The 20,644-nt window shown below is 69.7% G+C and carries 21 protein-coding genes and 2 pseudogenes; 11 read left to right on the top strand and 12 right to left on the bottom strand.

From position 1 onward, the window contains the following. Positions 1-114: 114 nt before the first annotated feature. From ACIHFE_RS31025 to ACIHFE_RS31005, 5 genes and pseudogenes are all read right to left on the bottom strand, one after another. Positions 115-408, bottom strand: a complete 294-nt coding sequence (locus ACIHFE_RS31025) for an SH3 domain-containing protein (RefSeq protein ID WP_400111870.1) — start codon at positions 406-408, stop codon at positions 115-117. A gap of 231 nt (positions 409-639) precedes the next feature. Then, on the bottom strand, positions 640-1,137 hold the full coding sequence (locus ACIHFE_RS31020) for a VOC family protein (protein WP_400111868.1): 498 nt from the start codon (positions 1,135-1,137) through the stop codon (positions 640-642). Between the two features lie 268 nt (positions 1,138-1,405). Next, positions 1,406-1,531, bottom strand: a pseudogene (locus ACIHFE_RS31015) (nitroreductase family deazaflavin-dependent oxidoreductase); the annotation flags it as partial. A 51-nt stretch (positions 1,532-1,582) separates the two neighbouring features. Continuing rightward, positions 1,583-2,398 (bottom strand): YwqG family protein, encoded by an 816-nt coding sequence (locus ACIHFE_RS31010; protein ID WP_400111866.1) that lies wholly within the window; start codon positions 2,396-2,398, stop codon positions 1,583-1,585. Between the two features lie 161 nt (positions 2,399-2,559). Further along, positions 2,560-3,558, bottom strand: coding sequence for a GlxA family transcriptional regulator (locus ACIHFE_RS31005; protein ID WP_400111864.1), 999 nt, complete (start codon positions 3,556-3,558; stop codon positions 2,560-2,562). Between the two features lie 151 nt (positions 3,559-3,709). Here ACIHFE_RS31005 and ACIHFE_RS31000 point away from each other — a divergent pair, with 151 nt between their 5' ends. Beyond that, positions 3,710-4,015 carry a putative quinol monooxygenase gene (locus ACIHFE_RS31000; RefSeq protein ID WP_400111862.1) on the top strand — a complete coding sequence of 102 codons (306 nt, stop codon included), beginning with the start codon at positions 3,710-3,712 and terminating at the stop codon, positions 4,013-4,015. 508 nt (positions 4,016-4,523) lie between these two features. Beyond that, complete coding sequence (locus ACIHFE_RS30995; protein ID WP_400111861.1) at positions 4,524-5,510, top strand: Ig-like domain-containing protein; 987 nt, start codon at positions 4,524-4,526, stop codon at positions 5,508-5,510. Between the two features lie 141 nt (positions 5,511-5,651). Here ACIHFE_RS30995 and ACIHFE_RS30990 read toward each other — a convergent pair whose 3' ends face one another. The 3 genes from ACIHFE_RS30990 to ACIHFE_RS30980 form a co-directional block, all read right to left on the bottom strand. Next, a complete protein-coding gene (locus tag ACIHFE_RS30990) occupies positions 5,652-5,819 on the bottom strand; it encodes a zinc-binding dehydrogenase (RefSeq protein ID WP_400111859.1) in 168 nt (55 codons plus the stop codon). Positions 5,820-5,864: 45 nt separating this feature from the next. After that, positions 5,865-7,406, bottom strand: a complete 1,542-nt coding sequence (locus tag ACIHFE_RS30985) for an FAD-dependent monooxygenase (protein WP_400111857.1) — start codon at positions 7,404-7,406, stop codon at positions 5,865-5,867. Positions 7,407-7,468: 62 nt separating this feature from the next. Next, complete coding sequence (locus ACIHFE_RS30980) at positions 7,469-8,101, bottom strand: TetR family transcriptional regulator (protein WP_400111855.1); 633 nt, start codon at positions 8,099-8,101, stop codon at positions 7,469-7,471. Between the two features lie 429 nt (positions 8,102-8,530). On the opposite strand from ACIHFE_RS30980, the gene ACIHFE_RS30975 reads away from it, so the two are divergent. Then, the gene (locus tag ACIHFE_RS30975; RefSeq protein ID WP_400111853.1) at positions 8,531-9,448 is read left to right on the top strand and encodes an aminoglycoside phosphotransferase family protein; all 918 of its coding nucleotides are present in this window, start codon (positions 8,531-8,533) and stop codon (positions 9,446-9,448) included. A 270-nt stretch (positions 9,449-9,718) separates the two neighbouring features. Here the strand turns inward: ACIHFE_RS30975 and ACIHFE_RS30970 are convergent, their stop codons facing one another. After that, the gene (locus ACIHFE_RS30970; protein ID WP_400111901.1) at positions 9,719-10,855 is read right to left on the bottom strand and encodes a hypothetical protein; all 1,137 of its coding nucleotides are present in this window, start codon (positions 10,853-10,855) and stop codon (positions 9,719-9,721) included. Positions 10,856-11,101: 246 nt separating this feature from the next. Next, a pseudogene (locus tag ACIHFE_RS30965) lies at positions 11,102-11,317 on the bottom strand (helix-turn-helix domain-containing protein); the annotation flags it as partial. 303 nt (positions 11,318-11,620) lie between these two features. Between ACIHFE_RS30965 and ACIHFE_RS30960 the strand changes: the two are divergent. Further along, a complete protein-coding gene (locus ACIHFE_RS30960; RefSeq protein ID WP_400111852.1) occupies positions 11,621-12,172 on the top strand; it encodes a DUF4232 domain-containing protein in 552 nt (183 codons plus the stop codon). 117 nt (positions 12,173-12,289) lie between these two features. On the opposite strand, the gene ACIHFE_RS30955 is transcribed toward ACIHFE_RS30960, so the two are convergent. After that, positions 12,290-12,919: a hypothetical protein gene (locus ACIHFE_RS30955; protein WP_400111850.1), complete on the bottom strand. Its 630-nt coding sequence runs from the start codon at positions 12,917-12,919 to the stop codon at positions 12,290-12,292. A gap of 188 nt (positions 12,920-13,107) precedes the next feature. On the opposite strand from ACIHFE_RS30955, the gene ACIHFE_RS30950 reads away from it, so the two are divergent. The 3 genes from ACIHFE_RS30950 (at position 13,108) to ACIHFE_RS30940 (ending at position 14,834) form a co-directional block, all read left to right on the top strand. Further along, positions 13,108-13,515: a cytidine deaminase family protein gene (locus tag ACIHFE_RS30950; RefSeq protein WP_400111848.1), complete on the top strand. Its 408-nt coding sequence runs from the start codon at positions 13,108-13,110 to the stop codon at positions 13,513-13,515. 271 nt (positions 13,516-13,786) lie between these two features. After that, positions 13,787-14,119 carry an ArsR/SmtB family transcription factor gene (locus ACIHFE_RS30945; RefSeq protein WP_400111846.1) on the top strand — a complete coding sequence of 111 codons (333 nt, stop codon included), beginning with the start codon at positions 13,787-13,789 and terminating at the stop codon, positions 14,117-14,119. A 34-nt stretch (positions 14,120-14,153) separates the two neighbouring features. After that, positions 14,154-14,834, top strand: a complete 681-nt coding sequence (locus ACIHFE_RS30940) for an NAD(P)H-dependent oxidoreductase (RefSeq protein WP_400111844.1) — start codon at positions 14,154-14,156, stop codon at positions 14,832-14,834. A gap of 307 nt (positions 14,835-15,141) precedes the next feature. Here ACIHFE_RS30940 and ACIHFE_RS30935 read toward each other — a convergent pair whose 3' ends face one another. Continuing rightward, complete coding sequence (locus ACIHFE_RS30935) at positions 15,142-15,990, bottom strand: LysR family transcriptional regulator (protein WP_400111842.1); 849 nt, start codon at positions 15,988-15,990, stop codon at positions 15,142-15,144. Positions 15,991-16,096: 106 nt separating this feature from the next. On the opposite strand from ACIHFE_RS30935, the gene ACIHFE_RS30930 reads away from it, so the two are divergent. The 4 genes from ACIHFE_RS30930 to ACIHFE_RS30915 all read left to right on the top strand — a co-directional run bounded on the left by ACIHFE_RS30930 (position 16,097) and on the right by ACIHFE_RS30915 (position 20,278). Further along, entirely contained in the window at positions 16,097-16,822 is a 726-nt protein-coding gene (locus tag ACIHFE_RS30930) for an SDR family oxidoreductase (protein ID WP_400111840.1), read from the top strand. 469 nt (positions 16,823-17,291) lie between these two features. Further along, on the top strand, positions 17,292-17,648 hold the full coding sequence (locus ACIHFE_RS30925) for a hypothetical protein (protein ID WP_400111838.1): 357 nt from the start codon (positions 17,292-17,294) through the stop codon (positions 17,646-17,648). Between the two features lie 69 nt (positions 17,649-17,717). Next, positions 17,718-19,034, top strand: a complete 1,317-nt coding sequence (locus tag ACIHFE_RS30920; protein ID WP_400111836.1) for a hypothetical protein — start codon at positions 17,718-17,720, stop codon at positions 19,032-19,034. Between the two features lie 326 nt (positions 19,035-19,360). After that, positions 19,361-20,278, top strand: coding sequence for an NAD(P)H-binding protein (locus ACIHFE_RS30915; protein WP_400111834.1), 918 nt, complete (start codon positions 19,361-19,363; stop codon positions 20,276-20,278). Positions 20,279-20,644: the final 366 nt, after the last annotated feature.

Here is a 20,644-nt window from a genome sequence, read left to right as displayed (position 1 = left end):
ATCACTCGTCGCGGCCAAGGCCGCCGTTGGGAAGACCACGACGATCGCCACCCTTGATACTTGTACCGGCGCGCACCACAGGGGTGCGCGCCTTGGCGGCCGGGAGCCGATGGGTCAGCCGGCGCTGTCCGCGGAGGGCTCGCCGGAGTCGGCCGAGACGTCACCGCAGTAGGGCACCTCCCCGGTGTTACGCACAAAACGGGCCGCCACCCACACCTGGCGCTCCCGCAGCAGATACCAGATGTCGTTGCCGTCGACGTTCTGCGCCCGCACCTTGCAGCGCAGAGCCACCTCGGCGTTGTGCGGGAGGTGGCCGACGACGGCGGAGTCGGTACTGGGGAACTGGCGTTCATTGACTCCGGTGGGGCTGACCACGGTGCCGTAGGGCTGCTGGGGCGTTGCCGGCATATCCGCCTCCGTCGGTGGTGAGCTCTCAACTGACCGGTACGGCCGTACCGCGCAGCGCATCGACCGCCCGGCCTGGAACCTATCGCGCCCGCGCGGAGCATGGGGCGCCCGCGCCGGGGCTCGTGGGAGGCACAAGGGCGCACACCGAGCGGCTCCGCACATCCGGCACGGTGCCGGTTCAACTCGGCGCAGCCGCTCGAGACGAGACCGTCGGCATCCTGACCGGCTGGCTCACCCTCCTTCGTAGGCGGACCGCAGCCCCTGCACGTCGATCTTCTTCATGCCGAGCATGGCCTGCAGTGCGCGGGCGGCTCCCTGCTTGTCGGGGCCGCCGAGGATCTCATGCAACTGGCGCGGGACGATCTGCCAGGACAGGCCGTACTTGTCCTTCAGCCAGGAGCACGGGCCCTCTTGGCCGCCGTCCCTGGTGAGGGCCGACCACAGCCGGTCGACCTCTTCCTGGCCGTCGCAGTCCACCGAGAGGGAGACCGCCTCATTGAAGGTGAAGCCCTGATCTCCGCCGTTGAGGGCGATGAACTGCTGGCCCGCCAGCTCGAAGACCAGGGTCATGACCGTGCCGGGCTTGCCGGGGCCGCCCTCGGCGTAGAGGGTCTTGTCCACGATGCGGGAGTCGCCGCCGAAGACGGAGACATAGAACTCCGCCGCCTCCTCGGCCTGGTCCTCGAACCACAAGAAGGTCGTGATCTTCTGCTTCATCTGCACGGTCATGTCCGAGCCTTCCTGGAATCGCCTCGCCGGCCGGCGAGTTGAGCACCACGTCCACGCCCCGGCCTTCGGTGATGCGCCGGATATCCTCGGCGATGCGCAGATCGCGGGAGTCCAGGACGTATCCCTCCCTTCCTAGCATGGGGTCCATGATCAGAGGGGCAGGTTCGCATTCCGGGAACAAGGCCAGCTGAGCCTGTCCAGGCCGGCGCCAGGCTCCTGTCCCCAGTCGCGCGGCGCCTTGCCGGGCCGAGCGAGTGGGGTCCGAAGCTCAGTTCCTCGTCGGCGCCGGGGCCTTCGCCGGCCCGGCCAGATGCTCGAGTTCGGGTACGAAGACCGGGATCACGCGGTGGGTCTTCTCCTGGTATTCGGCGTACGGCGGATACGCGGCGACCGCCGGCCGGGCTCACCCTTGGCAGCTGGGTTGCGCTGTGCGCTGGAGCCTCTCTCAGCTTGACTGCCACTCGAACAGTGCCCTGTCAAAGCGTCCCTGAGCGAGGTCTTCCCTTCGTATGACCCAGTAAAGGGAGCCGCAGTCGCCCCACATCATCCCGGCCTCGTCATCGCTGTCGAACTGGGCGAGCAGCACCCATTGGCGCGCCTCTGCCACAAGATTCGCGTTTGGGCCGGAGGTGGCCCGTGCCGCGTCGAACTCGACGGCATCCTGTACCGGATCCGGGTAGCCACCGATACGGTGGCCACTCCCCTCCCCCACTTCCGCCATCTCCTCCCAGAATTCCTCGGTGTCGACGGGGAGTTCTTCGCAGTCATACATGCGCGGGTGGTACTCATCCGGACCGACCGACCGCAACCGAATGGCCAGGGGGACAGCCGGGAAGGGCTTCAACTCCCGGGGTGCCGACCGTTCTGTGACGGGGATGGTAGCCGGTACGTGGAATACCCGGGCCCCGCCCCAGGTGTCCGGTGCATGGATACTGACGCCGGCCTGGTAGCCATCGGCCTGGCCGTCGAAGTAGAAGAAGGACAGGGTGCCGTCCTTGGGCAGGGGTATGTCCAGGGACGGAAGCGCGGCGCAGTCCACCGAGGCAATAAAGGACAGCGGGCCGTGCCCCTCCCACACCGGCCAGTCCATGTCCTGCGGCAGTCGGGGCAGACCGCCGAGTTGGGCGGCCACCGGCTCACCCTCCGCAGGACGGGTCAACTGCGCGGCAGGGCGCAGCAGTCCCAGCCACTGTTCGGCGGCAGCGGCGGGCAGGTATCGGTGAGCGTGGTCGCTCAGCTCTTCGGCAGATCCCAGGTACATGCGCTGATCATGCACCGCATCACTGACAAGCCGGTCAACGCCGCCGGCCTCCGGAGGACCCATCGCCTCCCGGAGTCCCGCACCGTCATCGGCAAGACCACTCCGACCGGCTGGTCGGTCGACGCGAATGCTCGGTCTGCCGCAGGTTCCGTCCAAAGCGCCTAGGACGATGACGTGCACCGCGCAGCGGCATCCGCACCTCCGTCGTGGCGCAGCGTCTCGAGGGACGAGCCGCGCCGCCGCCGTACGAGTTCCCGCAGGGTACTGACGTTGCGGTAGCCGACCCGGCCGGCGATCGTCTCGGCGCTGAGCGTGGTGGTGCGCAACAGGAAGGTCGCCTCGTCCAGTCGGATGTCCTGGATGAACTCCAGGGGTGACCTGCCGAGGACGGTCCGCGCGGTGCGCTGCAGCGTGCGCTGGCTCACGCCGAGGGTGCGGGCGGCCTCGGCCAGCGGGGGCGGATCGGCCAGGTGTGTTCGAGCCCACCGCTCAAAGGAGGCCAACAGCGGGTCCGCCTGGGCCAGTTGGGTGGGGAGCGCGAAAGCGGCCTGTGAGGGACGGTCACCGATCAGCAGGTACCGGGCGACAAGGTCGGCGAGGGCGGGGCTGTGCCGCTGCACCACCCACAGCGCCAGGTCGATGTGGGCAAAGGCCGCACCCGCGGTGGTGACCGGGCCGTCCTGGATCAGCGTCCGTGAGTCCTCCACCACAACACCGGGGTACCGCGCACGAAAGGCGGGGCCCAGCCACCAGCTCGTCGTCGCGCGCCGCTGTTCGAGGGTTCCCGACTCGGCCAGGAAGAAGGCTCCGCTGCACGCGGCGGCCAGTGGGGTTCCGGAGGCGGCGGAGGCGGCGGCGAGGTCGAGCAGCCATGCGTTGGCGGGCTCGCGGACCGCTGCGACCACCCGGTCCGGGGATTGGAAGCCCACCGCCGGCATCAGCAACAGGTCCGTCCCGTGGGCGAGTTCCCCGACCGGAATGGTCGCCAGGCTCAGCCCGTTCCCGGTGCGGACCTGCGGCCCCGCGCCGACCACGGTCACCGGGAATGGCGGCGCGCCGCCGTCCCGCGCGCTCAGCCAGTTCGCCGCGCCGAGCACGTCCAAGATCGCCGAAAGTCCCGAGTCGAAAACGCCATCGACGGCCGCCATCACAATCCGCATGTCGCAAACGGTACTGGAAACGTCGTTTCCGCCACTCGTGGCGGATCGGCCGTGCTCGTAACGTCTTACCCAGACCGGAATTCCGCTCTCCGGCCCGCTGCGAAGCCACCGACGGTATCGCGGCTTCACACCTCACCATGGAGATCCCGTCATGACACTGAAGCTCGGAGTCCTCGCCCTCCTGACCGCCAAGCCGGGTAAGGAGGCGGAGCTGGCCGCCTTCCTGGACGCCGGCCGCGCCATCGTCGAGGACGAACCCGGCACCCGAGTCTGGTACGCGTTCCAGGTCGACAGCGCGACCTTCGGCATCTTCGATGCCTTCGCCGACGAGGACGCGCGCCAGGCCCATCTCAACGGCCGCATCCCGGCGGCGCTTGCCGAGGCCGGCCCGGAACTGCTGGCTGCCGCCCCGGACATCCGCCTGACCAACATCCGCGCGGTCAAGCACGCTTCCTGATCAGGCCCGCCCCGGATGGCTTGCCCGGCACCAAGTCGTCCGAGTGCCCACCGCGGTGAGCGGTCATACAGTCGGGGTGCTGCGCGACAGGACGCGGCATGGCGGCCCTCTGCCCCGATTCGCACGTCGCACAGGGCCGCCGCAGCCGCCCGCCGTGTCGGCCGGACCCCAGAAGTATCTTCGTTCACTGTCAAGGCCGACTGCGGCCTGCCCGGGGACTCGGTGACCGGGTGGTGAACGGCGGCCACGGGCCGCGCCGTTGGCGCGTCGGCGGCCTGCGTCGCGATGGACGACAGCGTGATCCCAGGCGTCACGGCGGCGATCGCGACGACCTTGCTCGGGGACATCGCACTCCTTCTCGACCGGGGTTCTTCAGCATCAGGAAGTCACACCCCACCCAAGCATTGGCCAATGATTTACCGATCTCATGCAACCAATCCGGCCGGGCCGGAGTGTCTGAGGAAGATCAACAAGTGATCTTCGTTGCGAGCAGGGGGGCACAGAGGCAATGGGTCGGATAACACGGGACATCGGAATCGCACTGCTGGCCGGTGCGGTGCTGGCGGGAACCAGCGCGTGCGGCGGGAAGAAGTCGGCGGCCTCGGACGAGAAGTCGTCGTCGAAAGCCGGCACGGCCGGCGCCAAGCCGTCACCGACGCACCCGTCCGGGCCGCCCATGAAGCTGGAGACAATCAGCCCCGACAGCGGCACCGTCGGAGTGGCCATGCCCATCTCGGTCGAGTTCACCAAGCCGGTGGCCTCCTCCGCCCGGGCCGAGGTCGAGCGGCACCTGAAGGTGACCGCCTCCACCCCGGTCGTCGGCGCATGGCACTGGTTCCGCGACGACGACGGCCACTACACCCGGGTCGACTGGCGGCCGAAGGACTACTGGCCGTCGGGGACCAAGGTGACGGTCAACGCCGACCTGGACGGCGTGGGGGACGGCAACGGCCGCTATGGCACCCGCGCCTACCGGCACAGCTTCACCATTGGAGCCGACTTCGAGACCACGGTGTCCGTGCCGGACCACAAGATGAAGATCACCCAGAACGGCAAGGAGGTGCGCAGCATGCCGATGGACGCGGGCAGTGAGGAGTTCCCCTCCTGGGACGGCACCATGGCGGTGATGGACAGGCAGCGCTGGGTGCATATGACCTCGTGCAGCGTCGGCATCACCTGCGACAAAGGCAACCCCAACTTCTATGACACGACCCTGCCCTGGGACGTCCAGCTCACCAACTCGGGCACCTATGTCCACTTCTCCAACCAGCACCCCCACCCGGGCCATGGCGAGGGGTCACACGGCTGCATCCACCTGTCCGAGGACGACGCGCAGTGGTACTACAACAACGTCCACCTGGGCGACCCCGTCACCATCAAGGGATCCCCGCGCGGAAACACCCCCGCGGACAATGGTTACGCCGCCTTCACCCTCGGCTGGGACAAGTGGCTGAAGGACAGCGCCACCGGCCAGCAGACCACCGGCGCCGCCTAACCGGACAGCTCGGCCCGGGACTTGGGACCACCTGCGGGCCGAGGTCTGCCGCCGCTCGCCCCACCGGTGGACGGGAAGGAGCACCGTAGTCAGCCGCATACCGCCGGCCTTGTGCGTCGGCGGCACCGGCGACCGGTTGGCTCAGTCCTGCGGGATCCGGAGAACGGCGCGGAAGCGGACCTTGCCGGACTCCACGCGGGCGAATGCCTCGTGGACGCGGTCCAGAGGGTAGGTCTCCATGATCGGGCGGACCTTGCCGGCCGCGACCAGGTCAAGGGCCTCGACCAGATCGCGGTGGTAACTGCGCACCGCAGCCACCACCGACCGGTCACCACCGACCGGCGCAGCCGCTGCTCAGGCCGTGAACCAGCGTTGGATGGCCGCCCGCAGGCCGGCCAGCTCGGCCACATCTGGGCGCGGCGAGCGGCAGGCCCAGGCCACATAGCCGTCGGGGCGGATCAGCAGACCGGTGAGGCCGGCCGGGCCGCCCCGCGCGACGACCAGGTCGAGGGCGTCCCGCGCCCCCGTCAACGCCGCTGCCACCGAATGGTCCTCGGTCAGGTCGATGAGCAACGGCCGGGCGTTCCTGGCGAGTTCGGCGAGCCGGGTCTTCCCCGTCCCGGTGATCAGCTCCAGCTCCGGTGCGAAGTAGCCGACCGCGGGGTGGGGGTCGGTGATGCCCATGTCGTAGCGGACATCGGTGCCCGCGGTGAGGTCGGCGAGGTGCTGGACGACCTGCTTGTGGTCGAGCAGCTCGGTGAAGAGTTCGCGCAGGGCGGTGGTATCGCTCCCTGGTGCGGTGAGCGCGGACTGCGCCTCGGCGTTGAGCACCATGCGGCGGGCGGCCTGCCGGCGCTCGGTGTCATAGGTGTCGAGCAGGCCCGGCGGGGCGGTGTCACGCAGCGCGGCGGCGAGCTTCCAGCCGAGGTTGACGGCGTCCTGCAGACCGAGGTTCAGCCCGGGGCCGCCGCCGGAGGCATGGACATGGGCGGCGTCGCCGACCAGGAAGACCCGGCGGTCGCGGAACCGGTCGGCGACCCGGGTGTTGCCGCCGGTCAGCCGTCGCAGCACATGCGGGCCCGCTCCGTCCGGCGGGCCGAGTGGCAGGTCAACTCCGAGGACCCGCCGGATACTTGCTCGCATCTCGGCCAGGGTCATCGGCTCGTGCGTGGCCGGCTGGTCCCACTCGGTGGTGCTGACCAGCGGCGGCTGGCCGGGGAACGGCGCGTAGGAGAAGCCGCCCTGGTCGGTTCGGTGGGGCAGGAAGGGCAGGACCGGCCCATGGCCGGGAATCGTCAGGGCGCCGCCGACCGGGTCAAGCCACTCGGCCGGGACGGTGGCGTGGGCAGAGCGGTTGGTGCGGCGGTCGTAGCTGACACCGGGAAAGGCGATCCCGGAAAGCTTGCGGATCACGCTGTGCGCGCCGTCCGCGCCGACCACATAGCGGGCGCGGAGCCGCTGATCGCCGTCGGGCCCGCTGACCTCCAGGGTGACGGCGTCCTCGCCCTGGGTGATGGCACTGACCCGGTGACCGCGCCGCAGGTCGGCGCCGAGAGCGCGGGCGCGCTCCTCCAGGACCTCGACGATACGGTGCTGCGGGACCGCCAGGCCGAAGACCGGACTGGCCTCCAGCAAACCGAGGTTGAGGCCCATGGCGGCGAACATGAAATAGGCGGAGTTCGGCAGCGGGGGCGTGGGACTGCCACCGAGCGGCTCATAAAGGCCGCGGTGGTCGACCATGCGCACCACCTGCCCCAGCAGGCCGTTGGCCTTAGGCTCCGTGCTCGGCTGGAGGAGCTGCTCCAGCACGATCGGGCGGATGCCGGCCAGGCTCAGTTCGCAGGCCAGCATCAGCCCGTTCGGGCCGCCTCCCACAATGATCACGTCGGCTATCACGGTCGGATCTCCTTGATGCGAACGGAAGGGACGGCACCGGAAGCCAATGGGCCACCGCCTCGCTACGGGACGGACAGACCGGCGGCGAGTTGCTCGAAGACCTGGGCCAAGGCCGCGCCGAGCGGCACAGGTTCGTCGGCGCGCAGACTGTGCTCGACCGCCACCGCGCTGCCGGCCGCGACCGCGGCCGCGACCAGCTTCGGGTAGATGTCGCGTTCGGCGTCGGTGCCGGTGCGCCGCGCGACGGCTTTGGCCAGCTCCTGCTGCGCCGCCGCGTTGGCCTTGACGATCTCACCGGCCAGCGCGGGTTCGGCCAGCATCAGCCGCACCCCCTCGCGCCAGCGCTCGTTCTGCGGCGCGGAGCCCTCCGGCGGTACGAACTGGCCCAGGACAGCGTGGCGCAGCGAGTCCCACAGCGGTTCGCCGGCCGGGCGGGCAAGCAGGTCGTCGGCGACCCGGAGCATCCGCTCCAGGTGGCTGGCGGCGATCGCCTCGGCCTTGCCGGTGAAGTAGTTACGGAAGGTGCGGACGGAGACATCGGCTTCGGCGGCGATCTGTTCGATCGTCACATCGGCCCAGCCGCGCAGCACGCAGAGCCGGATCGCTGCCTGGCTCAGCGCGACCCGGGTCTGCCGCTTCTTACGTTCGCGGAGTCCAGGCTGCCCGGTGGTGTGAGCCTCGTCTGCGGATGCCATACGAGCAACGTAGAGCAAAGCTTGCCCAGTTGGCAACTTTTCCAAAACGGCAATTTTTTTGGAGTGGTGGTGTGCATCTGGTGAGGCCCAGACGGCCGACGCCATCGCCAGCCCACCCAGGTGCTACAGGCCTGCTGCCCTGAGCCGTACCCACTGCCGTGCGGCTCCTTCAGGCCGCCAACCCCCGCCCCCCGAAAGGCCATTCCCGGGCCAGGTTCCCCAACGGGCCACCCAGCACGGCACATGCGACACCCGCAAGACCATCCTCACCACCACGGTCCGGCCGGACGACATCACACCGGCGCGGAAGAGCGGTACGTAATGACCGGCGTCCCCTCCCAGATGCCCTTATGCCCGCGAGGGCATGCTGCCCTGACACGGATCCGCCCGGCACCCGGGCAGGCCGCTGCCCAACTACCGTTGCTCCATATGACAGCCACCGAGACGGACATCACCGAGGACTTGATCCGGCATCTGCTGCGCGAGCAGCACCCCGACCTGGCTGATCGCCCCCTGAGGCTCGGAGCGCTGGGCTGGGACAACCAAGTGTGGCGGCTCGGCGACGACCTCGCCGTCCGGTTGCCCTGGGCGACGCAGTCCGCGGACGCGCTGCTGCGCAAGGAGCACGCCTGGCTGCCCCTCCTCGCCCCGCACCTTCCTCTGCCGATCCCCGTCCCGCAGCGTCTTGGTGAGCCCTCCGAACGGTTTCCCCGGCCGTGGATCGTCACCACCTGGGTACCGGGCGAGCCCGCCGACCGTGCCCCCGCAACGCGCCCCGCGGAGGCGGCCGTCACCCTGGCCGCCTTCTTGACCGCCCTCCACCGCCCGGCTCCCAAGGGGGCGCCGGCAGGCCGAGACCGCGGGGGACCGCTGGCCGACGTCGCCGAACACTTCACCCAAAAGCTCGCCTCGGCCATCGAACTGGGGCTGATCCACGACCCGGACGCCGTCCGCGCGGTCTGGGAAGACGCCGCCGCCACGCCCTACTGGGCAGGCCCCAGTCTCTGGCTGCACGGCGACCTGCATCCAGCCAACATCCTGACCACGGACGGCACCTTCTCCGGCGTGATCGACTTCGGCGACCTCTTCGCCGGCGACCCGGCCTGCGACCTCGCCGCCGCTTGGATCCTGCTGCCGGACGGCGCCATTGACCGCTTCCACGAGGGCTATCAGCCAGGCCCGGACGCCGCGACCCTGCGCCGCGCTCGCGGCTGGGCGGTGCTGCGCGCCCTCGCCGGCATCCACATCGGAAACGCCGGTATCCACGGCCACCCCGGAGGCAAGCCCACCTGGGGCCCACCCGCCCACGCCGCACTGCGACGCCTCACCGCAACGGCCCATCAGTGACCAGGCGCTCCGGTGGGAGGTCGAAAAGCAGGTCGCTGTGCGGCGCGAGCGAGGCCAGGGAGTCGCCGGGCCGGCCGGCGCCGGCGGGACGTCGCCGAGACCATCGGCTTCCTGGCCTCGCTGCCGCCGCGGGTGAACCTCCAGCAAGTCACCATCATGCCCACCGGCCAGACCACCTGATCCACCATCAGCGTGGGCCTGCCCGCCACCCCGGCAGGCCCACGCCCGCGGCATCCCTGCTGAGGGCCGACGCCCGGCTGCCGGCTCAACTCATCGGCCAGGGCGCCGCGCAGCGGAGCGTCCAGGCGCGTCACCCCGGTTTCCATCGCGGCGCCGTGAGCCGGCCTTATCAGGTGATACCTGGCCCTGGGCGGCGCGGTCCGGGGTGCTCACCCCCGCCAGGTGCCGCTCTGTGCCGCCGTGTGCGGACGCCTGCGGCCGGTCGACGGCCTGGCTGGGTGACGCGGCCAAGTCCTGTCCGCTGCTTCGGACCCAGGTGTGATCGGGGCCGCCGTAGAGATAGTCCCGGCGCCCCTTGGTGGCGCTGGTCCTGAACGGCCGGCCGTGGTCACTTACGCGTACCGTGCCATGCCGGTCGCCGCTGCTCCACTCGAGCTCGAGGTAGTAGGAGCAATAGCAGCCCGTGGTACGGGCATTGACCTGCAACACCTGTGGGTCGGTGGCGGAGACCGAGATCGGAAAGTCGATGACGGGCGTCGGCTTGTCCTCCCGCTCCCCCGGGACCGCCTTGGCCAACGGGCGTTCCGCGTCCAGGTTGACGGCGAAGGATGCCGGAACGATTGCGCCGCCACAGCCGCCGCCGGTCGAATAGACCGTCCAGGGAAGCGGAGGCCGGTCTCCTCCCACCTTGCGCACATGCATGGCCCGTAGCACAACCGCCTCTCGCGAACGCCCTTGCAGGGTCAGCTCGATCTGCGACTCATCTCCCTCGACGGCACCCTGCGCGGCGACCCAGCCGGGCATGTTCTGGTCGAACGGCGGCGCTTGAACCTGCGTGGCGCCCTTGTCCACAAGGAAGTTGTGACCGCAGGGAGAGTTCCATGCCTGGGTACGAGTGGCCACGGTGAACGGGACGGCCTCGCTGCCCTGGTCGCCTCCGTCCCTGCCGGGCGTACGGTCCGGCCCGGCGGAGCCGCCGCCATCGGTACCGGTGCCGGGTGAATCCACGGGCGTTTCCGTGCTGTTGCCGGGGGACGGGACACGGGCGCCATCGTCCTTGCCGGACTTCCGGCCGTTGTCACCGGTGTGCGCGGTCGGACGCGGACGCGGACGCGGACCCTCCGCCCGGTCCGGCGCGCCCCGGCCCCGTTCTCCGGGCAGTGCGGCGCACAAGGTCACGGCGAGGGCCGTAAGGACGGAGACGACCACGGCCACCGCCACGGCCACGGCGGTCCGGTGCCGTGACCTCGGCAGCCTTCTCGCGACGGACTCCCGCGCGGGTACGGGGCGTTGGGGCCGGTCCGGCCCGGCAGCGACGGAGGGCTCCGTAACAGCCGCCGTGACCGGCGTCGCATCCGCCTCGCTCAAAGCACCCGCTGTCCCCGGGTCACTTGGCGCGCTCCGGGCGTCCCGCGGTTTCTGCCCCCTGGCCGCATCCGCCAGGATCCACGCTCGGTGCACCTCGGTCCGCTCTTCCGGCGTCGCCCCGCAGAGCCGGGCGAACCGTTCCACCGGCGCGTACTCCGTCGGCACCGCTTCGCCCTTGCAGTATCGATGCAGCGTGGACGTACTCATATGCAGTCGTCCCGCCAACGCACCGTAACTGAGCCCGGACCGCTCCTTTAACGCGCGCAGCAACTCCGCGAAGTCGCCGGCCTGGCTCCCCGCCCCCACGGCCACCCCTCTCATCCCCCGCGCCCGCATTCGGCGCGTCCCACCCCGGCGTCCCAGGGCATATACATTCCCGCAGTTGAGACGCGCATTGGCGTCCCATCGTTCCCCATGTCCCCACACCCGTTGCGCTCTTCGCGCCCCACCGTGCAGCGTGTTGATCACCGGACGACGGCCGCGGTCCCATCGCCCGCCGGGCGTCCGCTTCCTGCCTACGAGCCATCGCGGCCGCCTGCCCGGGCGGCCTCGCGTTCGCGGACCGTGACAGACGCAATCACCTACTGCCGGCACCTCGACCGGCGTGCAGAAAGGCACCGCACCATGAACTCCAGGACCATCACCGTGGCCCGCTTCGCCGCCGCGGCGGCGGCCGCGACCGCCCTCACCCTCGCCTGCTCCCAGGCCGCCGATGCCGCCCCCGCGACGCCGAAGTCCAGCGCGAGCCAGTCCATAGCCCCCTGCACGGCGAGCAACACCAAGGTCACCGTGACCCCGGTCTCCCGCCCCATCAACCATCTGCTGCTCACCGCCACCAACACCGGCAAGAGCACCTGCGCCGCCTACTACGCCCCGGCGCTGCGCTGGGACGCCGACCAGCAGGCCCCCGTCACCGTGCTCCAGGACAGCGTTCCCCAGGCCGTGGTCACCCTCGAGCCCGGCCAGTCCGCGTATGCGGGCATCATGACCGATTCCCCCGACGGCAGCGGCACCAACGGGCATACCGTCTCCAGCATCGACGTCTACTTCACCGATGCCTCCAACCAGGGTTCCGTGGGCGACCCCGCGCGGCCCAGCGCCCCGGGCACCTACGTCGACGACTCGGCCTGGGTCACGTACTGGCAGAGCTCTCCGGATCTGGCCCTTGCCTATTGAATCGGAGTGCTGAACCCGAGCCGCTGAATCGCAGCCGCCAAGACCGGTGCCCGCCCCCTGTACGGCCTCCCAGGGGGCGGGCACCTGCCCCTTCGCACGCCCGGGCCACGCCCGCGGTCATGCGGTGGCATCGGGTACGGGAGTGCGCAGGACCGGAATGCGGCGTCGGCGCCAGTAGGCGACGGTGAGGAGGGCGAGCAGCGGCCCCCACAGCAGGACCGGCGCATAGGCGGCGAGGAAGAAGCCGAGGCGCCAGCCGTGCAGTGCGATGGTGGGGAAGTCGTCCGGGAGCGGGTTGCCCTGGAGGGTGACCCCGGAGCCGATCTGGACGGCGAGGGTCGTCCACAGAACCGTCAGGGCGGTGGCACCGGCCGCTGCGGGGATCACGGCAGCGGGGATCGGCACCCGGCGTCCGCGCAGTACCGGTATCCAACGGGGGAAGACCTCGCCCCACGCGGCGACGAGACCGATGGCGGTGAACGCGAGGAGTTCCGAGAACACCGACAGGAAGGTCACATACACCGGGTCGGGCAGTCCCGCCGTTGGGTCCGCGGCGCTGTGTTGTCGACCGTCGCCGGCCACGTCGAACACAACAGTCGCAATCCGCCAGATGCCGGACGGCATGACAAGGAACGGGATGACATGGGCGACCGCCCGGGCCCAGCGGGGAACCCCGGTGACGGACGCATGAGCGGCGCGCCAGGCACCGCGCCATCCGGTCTGCGGCGTCTCGGCGGCGTTGTTCATCGATACTCCTCAGATCCCGCGGTGATTCCGGCTCCTGTTCTGTCGAAGATCGCAGTCACGGTGGACGGCGGACGTCGCCTCAAGATATGAACCGGCTCCTCCGTACGGGGGAGGCAACATCAACCGGCCGAAGGGCCCCTCGTCACCCGGGTCAACGTCGCCTGACACCGGACGAAGGCGGAGAAGACATGCAGACTCACCACGTCGACCACGAACTCATCCAGGCCGCGGCCCATATCGCCCGTACTCGCTGCCAGGGCGACAACCACACCATGGCCGCCGCGGCCCGCAGCCGGGACGGCCGGATCATCACCGCGGTGAACGCCTACCACTTCACCGGAGGGCCCTGCGCCGAGCTGGTCCTCATTGGCGCAGCGGCCGCCCAGGGCGCCTACGAGCTGGACACCATCGTCGCCGTGGGCGACCGCAACCGAGGGGTTGTTCCTCCATGCGGCCGGTGCCGGCAGGTCCTGCTGGACTATTTCCCCGCCCTCAAGGTCATCGTCGGCAACGACGACCACATCCGGACCGTACCCATCACCGACTTGCTGCCCGAAAGCTATGTCTGGGCCGACCACCAGCTCACCGCCGGGTGAACCGCGCCCCTCAGCACGCGCTGACGCCACCAGCCGACAACGGAGCGGAGCTTGATCGCCGCCCGGCCCGGGTTGCCGTACCGTCCGGCGGTCATCAGGGGTGCGGAGGGCAGCACAGCGGCATGGCCTGAACGACCGACTCATGGCAGCCGTAACTCCGCGCCGCCCTTGCCGGATTCGGCCTCACAGCGGCTTCCGCCGAGCGTCAAGGCATGCCCATAGATATCGAGATATCGTGGTGTGTCGGAGCATCCGACAAGAGAGGTGGCTTATGGCCGCGACGGCGGGATCAGGGACGGATGACCTGATCGAGGTGTTCAAGGCCCTTGGCAACCCTGCCCGTTTGCAGATCATGCAATGGCTGAAGGACCCCGATGCACACTTCGGCGAGTATGCGCCGATCGCGGACCGCCAGTCGGTCGGCGTGTGCGTCACACACATCCAGGCGAAGTCGGGGCTTGCCCAGTCGACCGTTTCCAGTTACATGAGCACGCTCGAGCGGGCCGGGCTCGTGCGTCCCACCCGAGTGGGCAAGTGGACCCACTACCGGCGCGACGAGCAGCGGCTGGCACAGGTGGCACAGGCAATCAGCACCAATCTCTGATTGACGCATCGCAATATGTCGATATGATCTTCTCATGTCGACCTTCGATGCTGCTCCCACCGCCCTGATCGTCCACGCCCACCCTGAGCCCCACTCGTTCAGCACCGCCCAGATGACCACCGCGGTTCAGGCCCTGCGCGACGCCGGGTACCGAGTCGACGTCGTCGACCTCTACGCCGAGGGATGGGCCCCGGTCCTCGACCGCGCCGAATTCGCCCCCGTGGACGGCTATTTCAAGCCGCAGGCCGAGCAGATGCGCGCGGCAAAGGACGGGTCCCTCGACACGGCCGTCCAAGCCCATCTCGACCGGCTGCTCGACGCTGATCTGCTTGTGTTGTCGTTCCCGATGTGGTGGTTCTCGCTGCCCGCCATCCTCAAGGGATGGATCGACCGGGTCTTCGTGATGGGCGGAGTTTTCGGCGGGGACTACGGACTGTTCGGCGACGCGGCTCTCGCCGGGAAGCGAGCGATGCTGCTGTTCACCACCGGTGGACCCAGCGAGGCGTTCCGGCCCGGTGGCACCCTCGGGCCGATGGACGACTTTCTGTTCCATATCCACCGCGGCATGCTGGAGTTCGTCGGCTACCGAGTTCTCGACCCCGTGGTCACCTATGGACCGGCCCGCATGACCGACCAGGAAAGGGCAGCGGCGCTGGACACGGTCAGAGAGTCGGTCGCGCTCCGCGCGGCGAATGCGGAGCACACCGTCCACTGAGCCCGGTCCCGGTCTCATCCGGCGCCGCGCGGAGACTGCCGGTCGGCTCGGCCGGCACCAACGCGGTGGACCACGCCCATCCGCTGCGGGCCCTGGCTGCCGTCCCGCTCGCCAACGCCCGCCGAAATCCTGGCAGTTCATCGGTGAGATCGCGACGGGGCCGGACCATGACGGCGCACTCATCGCCGACTGGGCGGACGTGCCGCGGGAGCGTTCCGTATCCCGCCCTCCATCCGCAGGCACCTCGACCCGCACGGCGCCCTCGTCTCCCTTGATGAAGACCGGTCCGTGATCGTTTTACGGGTTTTCAGAGACGCGTCGCGGTCTGGACGAGGCCGGCGACGGCCCGGGACCGGCTGTGCGGTGGCCATGCGATGACCGTCGTGACCGTCGGCGCGTCCAGCACCGGCACCACGGCGAGGTCGTCGCGCAGTTGGGCCCGGCACGACTCCGGCGCGATCCAGCAGGCGCGGCCGAGCGCGACCAGCTGAAACAGCTGCGCATGGTCCCGAGCCTGCGGGCCGGGGCCGTCCGGGTATGTACCGTCGCTGCCGGGCCAGCGCGGCATGGGCAGGCCCGGCAGCTCGGTGACTTCGGCCATCCGCACCTCGGTCCGGCCGGCGAGGGGATGCCCGGCCGGCAGAACCACGACCTGCTTCTCCGTGCGGAGTTCCTCCGTGTCGAAACCGGCCGTGCTGTCGAACGGCCGGTGCAACAGGGCCACATCGGCCCGGCCATCACGCAGCATTCGTTCCTGCTCGCCGATTCCGCACAGGAGCAGATCCACGGTGACCGCATGAGGTTCGGCGGCGTAGGCGTCGAGCAGTTCGGCCAGCAGGTCACCGGACGCGCCGGCCTTGGCGGCAAGGACCACGCCGGCGTGGCCGGTCGCGGCGAGGGCGGCGCGGCGGGTGCGACGCTCGGCGGCCTCGACCGCGTCCAGCGCCGCCCGCGCTTCCCGCAGGAGCACCGACCCGGCCTCGGTCAGGGTGACCGTGCGGCTGGTGCGTTCCAGTAGCTCCGCCCCGAGGCGGCGTTCGAGCTGACGGATCGCCCGCGACAGCGGGGGCTGCGCGATGCCGAGCCGCTGCGCGGCCCTCCCGAAGTGCAGCTCCTCGGCGACGGCGGCGAAGTACCGCAACTCCCGTGTCTCCACGGCACCATGTTATCCGGCCCCCCACCAGGGTCGATACCTGTGCGGTATCGCTGCCTGCCCAATCGGTGTTGGCCGGCTCCCGCCGATCCCGGCGAGGATCCTCCGTATGAGTGAACAGACAATCGCGCTGGTGACCGGCGCGAACAAGGGCATTGGCTACGAGATCGCGGCGGGTCTGGGCGCCCTCGGCTGGAGCGTCGGGGTCGGCGCCCGGGACGCGGAGCGGCGCGAGGCCGCCGTGCGGAAGCTGCGGGCGGGCGGCGTCGACGCCTTCGCCGTACCGCTCGACGTGACCGACGATGCGAGCGTGACTGCCGCCGCCGGTCTGGTCGAGGACCGCGCCGGACGCCTCGATGTGCTCGTCAACAACGCCGGAATAACCGGCAGCGCGCCACAGATGCCCACCACCGTCGACCCCGCGACGGTGCTGGCGGCGGTGGAGACCAATGTGATCGGTGTCATCCGGGTCACCAACGCGATGCTGCCGTTGCTGCGCCGCTCGGCGTCACCGCGGATCGTGAACATGTCCAGCAGCGTCGGCTCCCTCACCCTGCAGAGCACTCCCGGGGCCGAAACAGGCCCGATTTCCGTCGCTTACTCGCCGTCGAAGACATTCCTCAACGCCGTCACCGTCCAGTACGCCAAGGAACTGCGCGACACCAACATCCTGATCAACGCCGCCTGCCCCGGCTATTGCTCGACCGACCTCAATGGTTTCCGCGGCGTCCGCACCCCGGAACAGGGCGCGGCGATCGCGATCCGGCTGGCGGCCCTGCCCGACGACGGCCCGACCGGCGGCTTCTTCGACGACGCTGGGGAGGTGCCGTGGTGACTCGACGCCAGTGAGCCATCCCCGATCGAGGGACAGGGCACAACAGCCGGACGGTACGCGGGACTTGCCCCGTTGTCCTGCCATCCACCCGACAGGTGAGGCATGGTGCGGTGGCTGTGCCGGTGAATACCGGACGGCCCGGCCCTATGCCTGGGGCGCGGCTGGCCGGTCGGCCGGGTCGGACCACTGCTTGTGCCGCCGGCCGAGCTCGCCGTGATCGAGCACTGCGGGCCACCCTCCGAAGTGGACCACGCCTATGGTGTGTTGGCCGCCCATGTCGCACGGCACGCACTCGCCGTCGACGGCTCGATCCGCGAGTACTACCGGTCGGCCGGCACCACACCCCGGACAGCACACTGTGGCGGACCGAAGTCTGCCGGCCGGTCTTCCGCACCGGGCTCACCGACCGGTGAGTACCACGCCCCTGGCCGAGTCCGTCGCTCCGCCCCCGTGAAGGTACGGTGCGGGCATGGCTGAAGCACTTCCTGCCGACGTGGCCGAGGTGCTCGGCACCCTTCTCGATGGCGACGACCCGGTTCGCCTGGCACTCCGCGGTCAGGTGCCTCATCTGCGCGTGAGCGGGCGTTGCACATGCGGGTGCGGCACCACCGACTTCGAGCTCGACACGGATGCGGTCCGTCCCGCGCCGTCCGGGCCGGGCACGGTGGTAGCCGCAGCGGCACAGATCTACACAAAGAACGGGGAGTGCCCCGGCGAAGTCCTGCTCTTCGCCCAGGCCGGCTACCTGTCCTGGCTGGAAGTGTGTTCCTGGAGCGACGACATCAAGGTCACATTGGCCATGGCCCAGCAGATGCCGCACCACTGACGCCGGAGCCCCTCCGGTAGGAACCACGGTGCGCACCGGTTGTCAGTGCCGGTCCCCAGAATGGGGGCCATGATCCAGACACTTCCGCTCGCTCTGCCGGGAGCGTTGGTGGACCTCCACCGCATCGACCTGACCGCGCTCTACTCCCAGGGCTGGGGTGTCCAGGCCTACGATGCCGCCGCCGCGCCGAACGGGGATGTCTACGCTCTGTACGGGGTGCGCCGGTCCGTCAACGGCGCGGTCGGCAATGCATCGGACCCGGCCATGGCCCGCTTCGCGTACCGGATCATCACCCGGTACTCCGCGGCAGGCGAGGTGCTGGCGAGCGCTCTATGGAACGCGGCCCACGGCGACGAGACCGTTTCGGCCGTGGCGGAGGGTAACGAGATGACCCTGTGCGTCCTGCCCGACGACACCCTCGCCGTCAGCGCCCTTCCGGGCAACACGACCCTGATCTCAGCCGACTTGAGCCGGGTCGTGGCCACCTACGCGGCCAGAGAACGGCGCCCGTTCCAAGAGTTCAAGCCCGGCGATTCCTTCGCCACCTCCCTCAGCGTCACACCTTCGGGACGCCTCCTGTGCACGGTGGCCGAGTACGGCGTGTGGAGGTACGACAGTTCCCTCACCAATATCGTCGGCGTGGCCGACGGCGCCCTGACCGCCGATTCCAGACCCCGAATCCAGGCACTCGCCTCACTCGACCCCGAGCCGGCCCGGCACAGCGATGCTGACCTGCGACCACATGTCGCGTATCAGGGCGCCCCGGTCGGCCTGGCGAATCGGCCCCGGCCCGCGCTGACCGAGCTGCTGTCCGGCGAGGACCCCCTCTCGGGCTGGCACGACGCGCGCCTCGGGCGGCCCGCGCCGCTGGCTGACGACCTGTTCGTCGTCCCGGTCTACGCCAAGACCTTCCGGGGCGGCAGCCGGGGCCAGCCGTTTGTCTTCGCCCTCGTCAACGACCAGGGCGAGCTGACCGGACGCCTGAACGGCCTGCAGAAGTGGCGCGACTCCCCCTTCACCGGCTTCTGTTTCAACGTGGCCGCCGACCCGCATCGGGGCCATGCCTTCCACCTCAACCGCTATGGCCTGTATGCCTGGAACAAAGCGGGGATGCTGCGGGCCAAGCTGGACACCGAGACCAAAGCCTTCAAGCCACTGACCCACTTCACCCTCACCTCCTGCTCGCCCACCGGCGACCTGCTGCTCGTCCACAACAAGCAGCACCTGATCCTGCGTGTGCCGGTCCCCGACGACCTCACGGCCCTTGCGCCCGCCGTCGAGGAGGGTCTGCGCACCTACGCTCGTCAACGCACCGCCTTGAAGAAGCGATGGGCACCCGTCAACTGGCACTGGACCCAGACGTCTGCGACTGTCCACCGCCTCTGACCACCCGCGCCTGCGTGTTCCGCGACCCGGTGAGCGGGCATCTGCCTTGTCCGGCTGGGACAGAGCTTCGGTGATCAAGCGGGTGGCGAAGTCGGGGTCGTTGCCGTTCATGGACGGCTTTGAGCCGAGTCGATCATCATGATCGCCGCGCCATATCGCCGGCGGGCGCAAGCTGGGGGTCACAGGACGATGACACGAGATTTCCCCCTCATGTGATCTCGGTACGCGGTACGGCGTGTCCGTACAGTAGGCCGCCGATGAGGCAGCGGTCCGGCGAATCCCGGTGAAGAGCCACGCGGGACCGGCCCAGAAGGCAGGAGGCGATCGTGGTGAACGCCCAACCCATCCTGATCACCGGCGTCGGCGGCGGCGTCGGAGGAGTCGGCAGAACCGTCCTCGACCGATTGCACTCGCAGGGGGTGCCGGTTCGGGCACTGCTGCACCACGACGACGAACGGGCCTCGGCCCTGCGGACCATGGACGGCGTGGACGTGGTGGTCGGCGACCTCACCCGTGGCGCCGACGTGGTGAAGGCGCTGGCGGGCTGCCACCGGGTCTACTTCGGGATGAGCGTCTCGCCCGCGTACCTGGCGGCCGCGACCACGGTCGCCGCGGCCGCCCGGGAAGGCGGCGGCCTCGATCTCCTGGTGAGCATCTCGCAGATGACGGTCTCACAGATGACCCTCACCAGCGATGCCGAATCCCAGCAGCAACGACTGCACTGGCTGGCCGAGCATGTCCTCGACTGGTCGGGAGTGCCGGTCGTCCATGTCCGGCCCACGGTGTTCATGGAGAATCCGCTCTTCGCGCGGATCGCCGTCGCCTCGATCCTGCGGGATCGCACGATCCGCCTGCCGTTCGGCTCGGCACGGACCTCTCCGGTCGCCGCGGCCGATGTGGCGGAGGCCATCGCATGCCTTCTGCTCGACCCGGCCCCGCCCGCCGGCCGGGTCTTCGAACTGACCGGAGCGCGGTCCCGCGACATGACAGCCATCGCGGCCGAGTTCTCCGCCGCCCTGGGCCACACCGTGACCTACACCGATGTGCCGTACGAGGAGTGGCTGGAGCGCGACCTCAAGGAGCAGGAGCTGCCGCCCCACGTCTTCGATCACATCGCCACCATGGCCCGGCTTCATCGCGAGAACCGGTACGACAGGGTCACCGACGACGTCGCCGAGCTGCTCGGGCGTCCGCCACTGGGGTTCGACAGTTTAATCAGGAACACGCCCGCACTGCGGTCGTAGCCGGATCAGGAGTCCATGCGGCAGACCTCTTGGCCGGCCGCGAAGCAGCTCTCGACCAGCGCATCTCCGCCAAGGGGACTAAATTGGTGGAAAGCGCATGGGAGAGGAGAACGCCATGTCCTCGAAACGGCGCCGCAAGAAAAAGAAGGCGCGTATGAAGGGCGCCAACCACGGCAGACGGCCACAGTGCTGAACACCCGCCCGCACCGGCCAGTGCTGTCCGGGAGGACCACCGGGCGGTGCGGGCGCGGCCGCAAGACGATCCGTAGGTATCTCAACGGGCTGCGATAGGGGAACCCATCCGCCTGCAGGCGGAAGCCGGCGACGCATTGGCCCACCCACGGGGCACCCTGCACGGGTGTCAGG

Origin of the sequence: Streptomyces sp. NPDC052396 (genome assembly GCF_044593195.1) — a bacterium.
Lineage (GTDB): Bacteria > Actinomycetota > Actinomycetes > Streptomycetales > Streptomycetaceae > Streptomyces.
The sequence above is the reverse complement of the archived record's forward strand: the minus strand, read 5'-3'. Positions and strand labels throughout refer to the sequence as shown.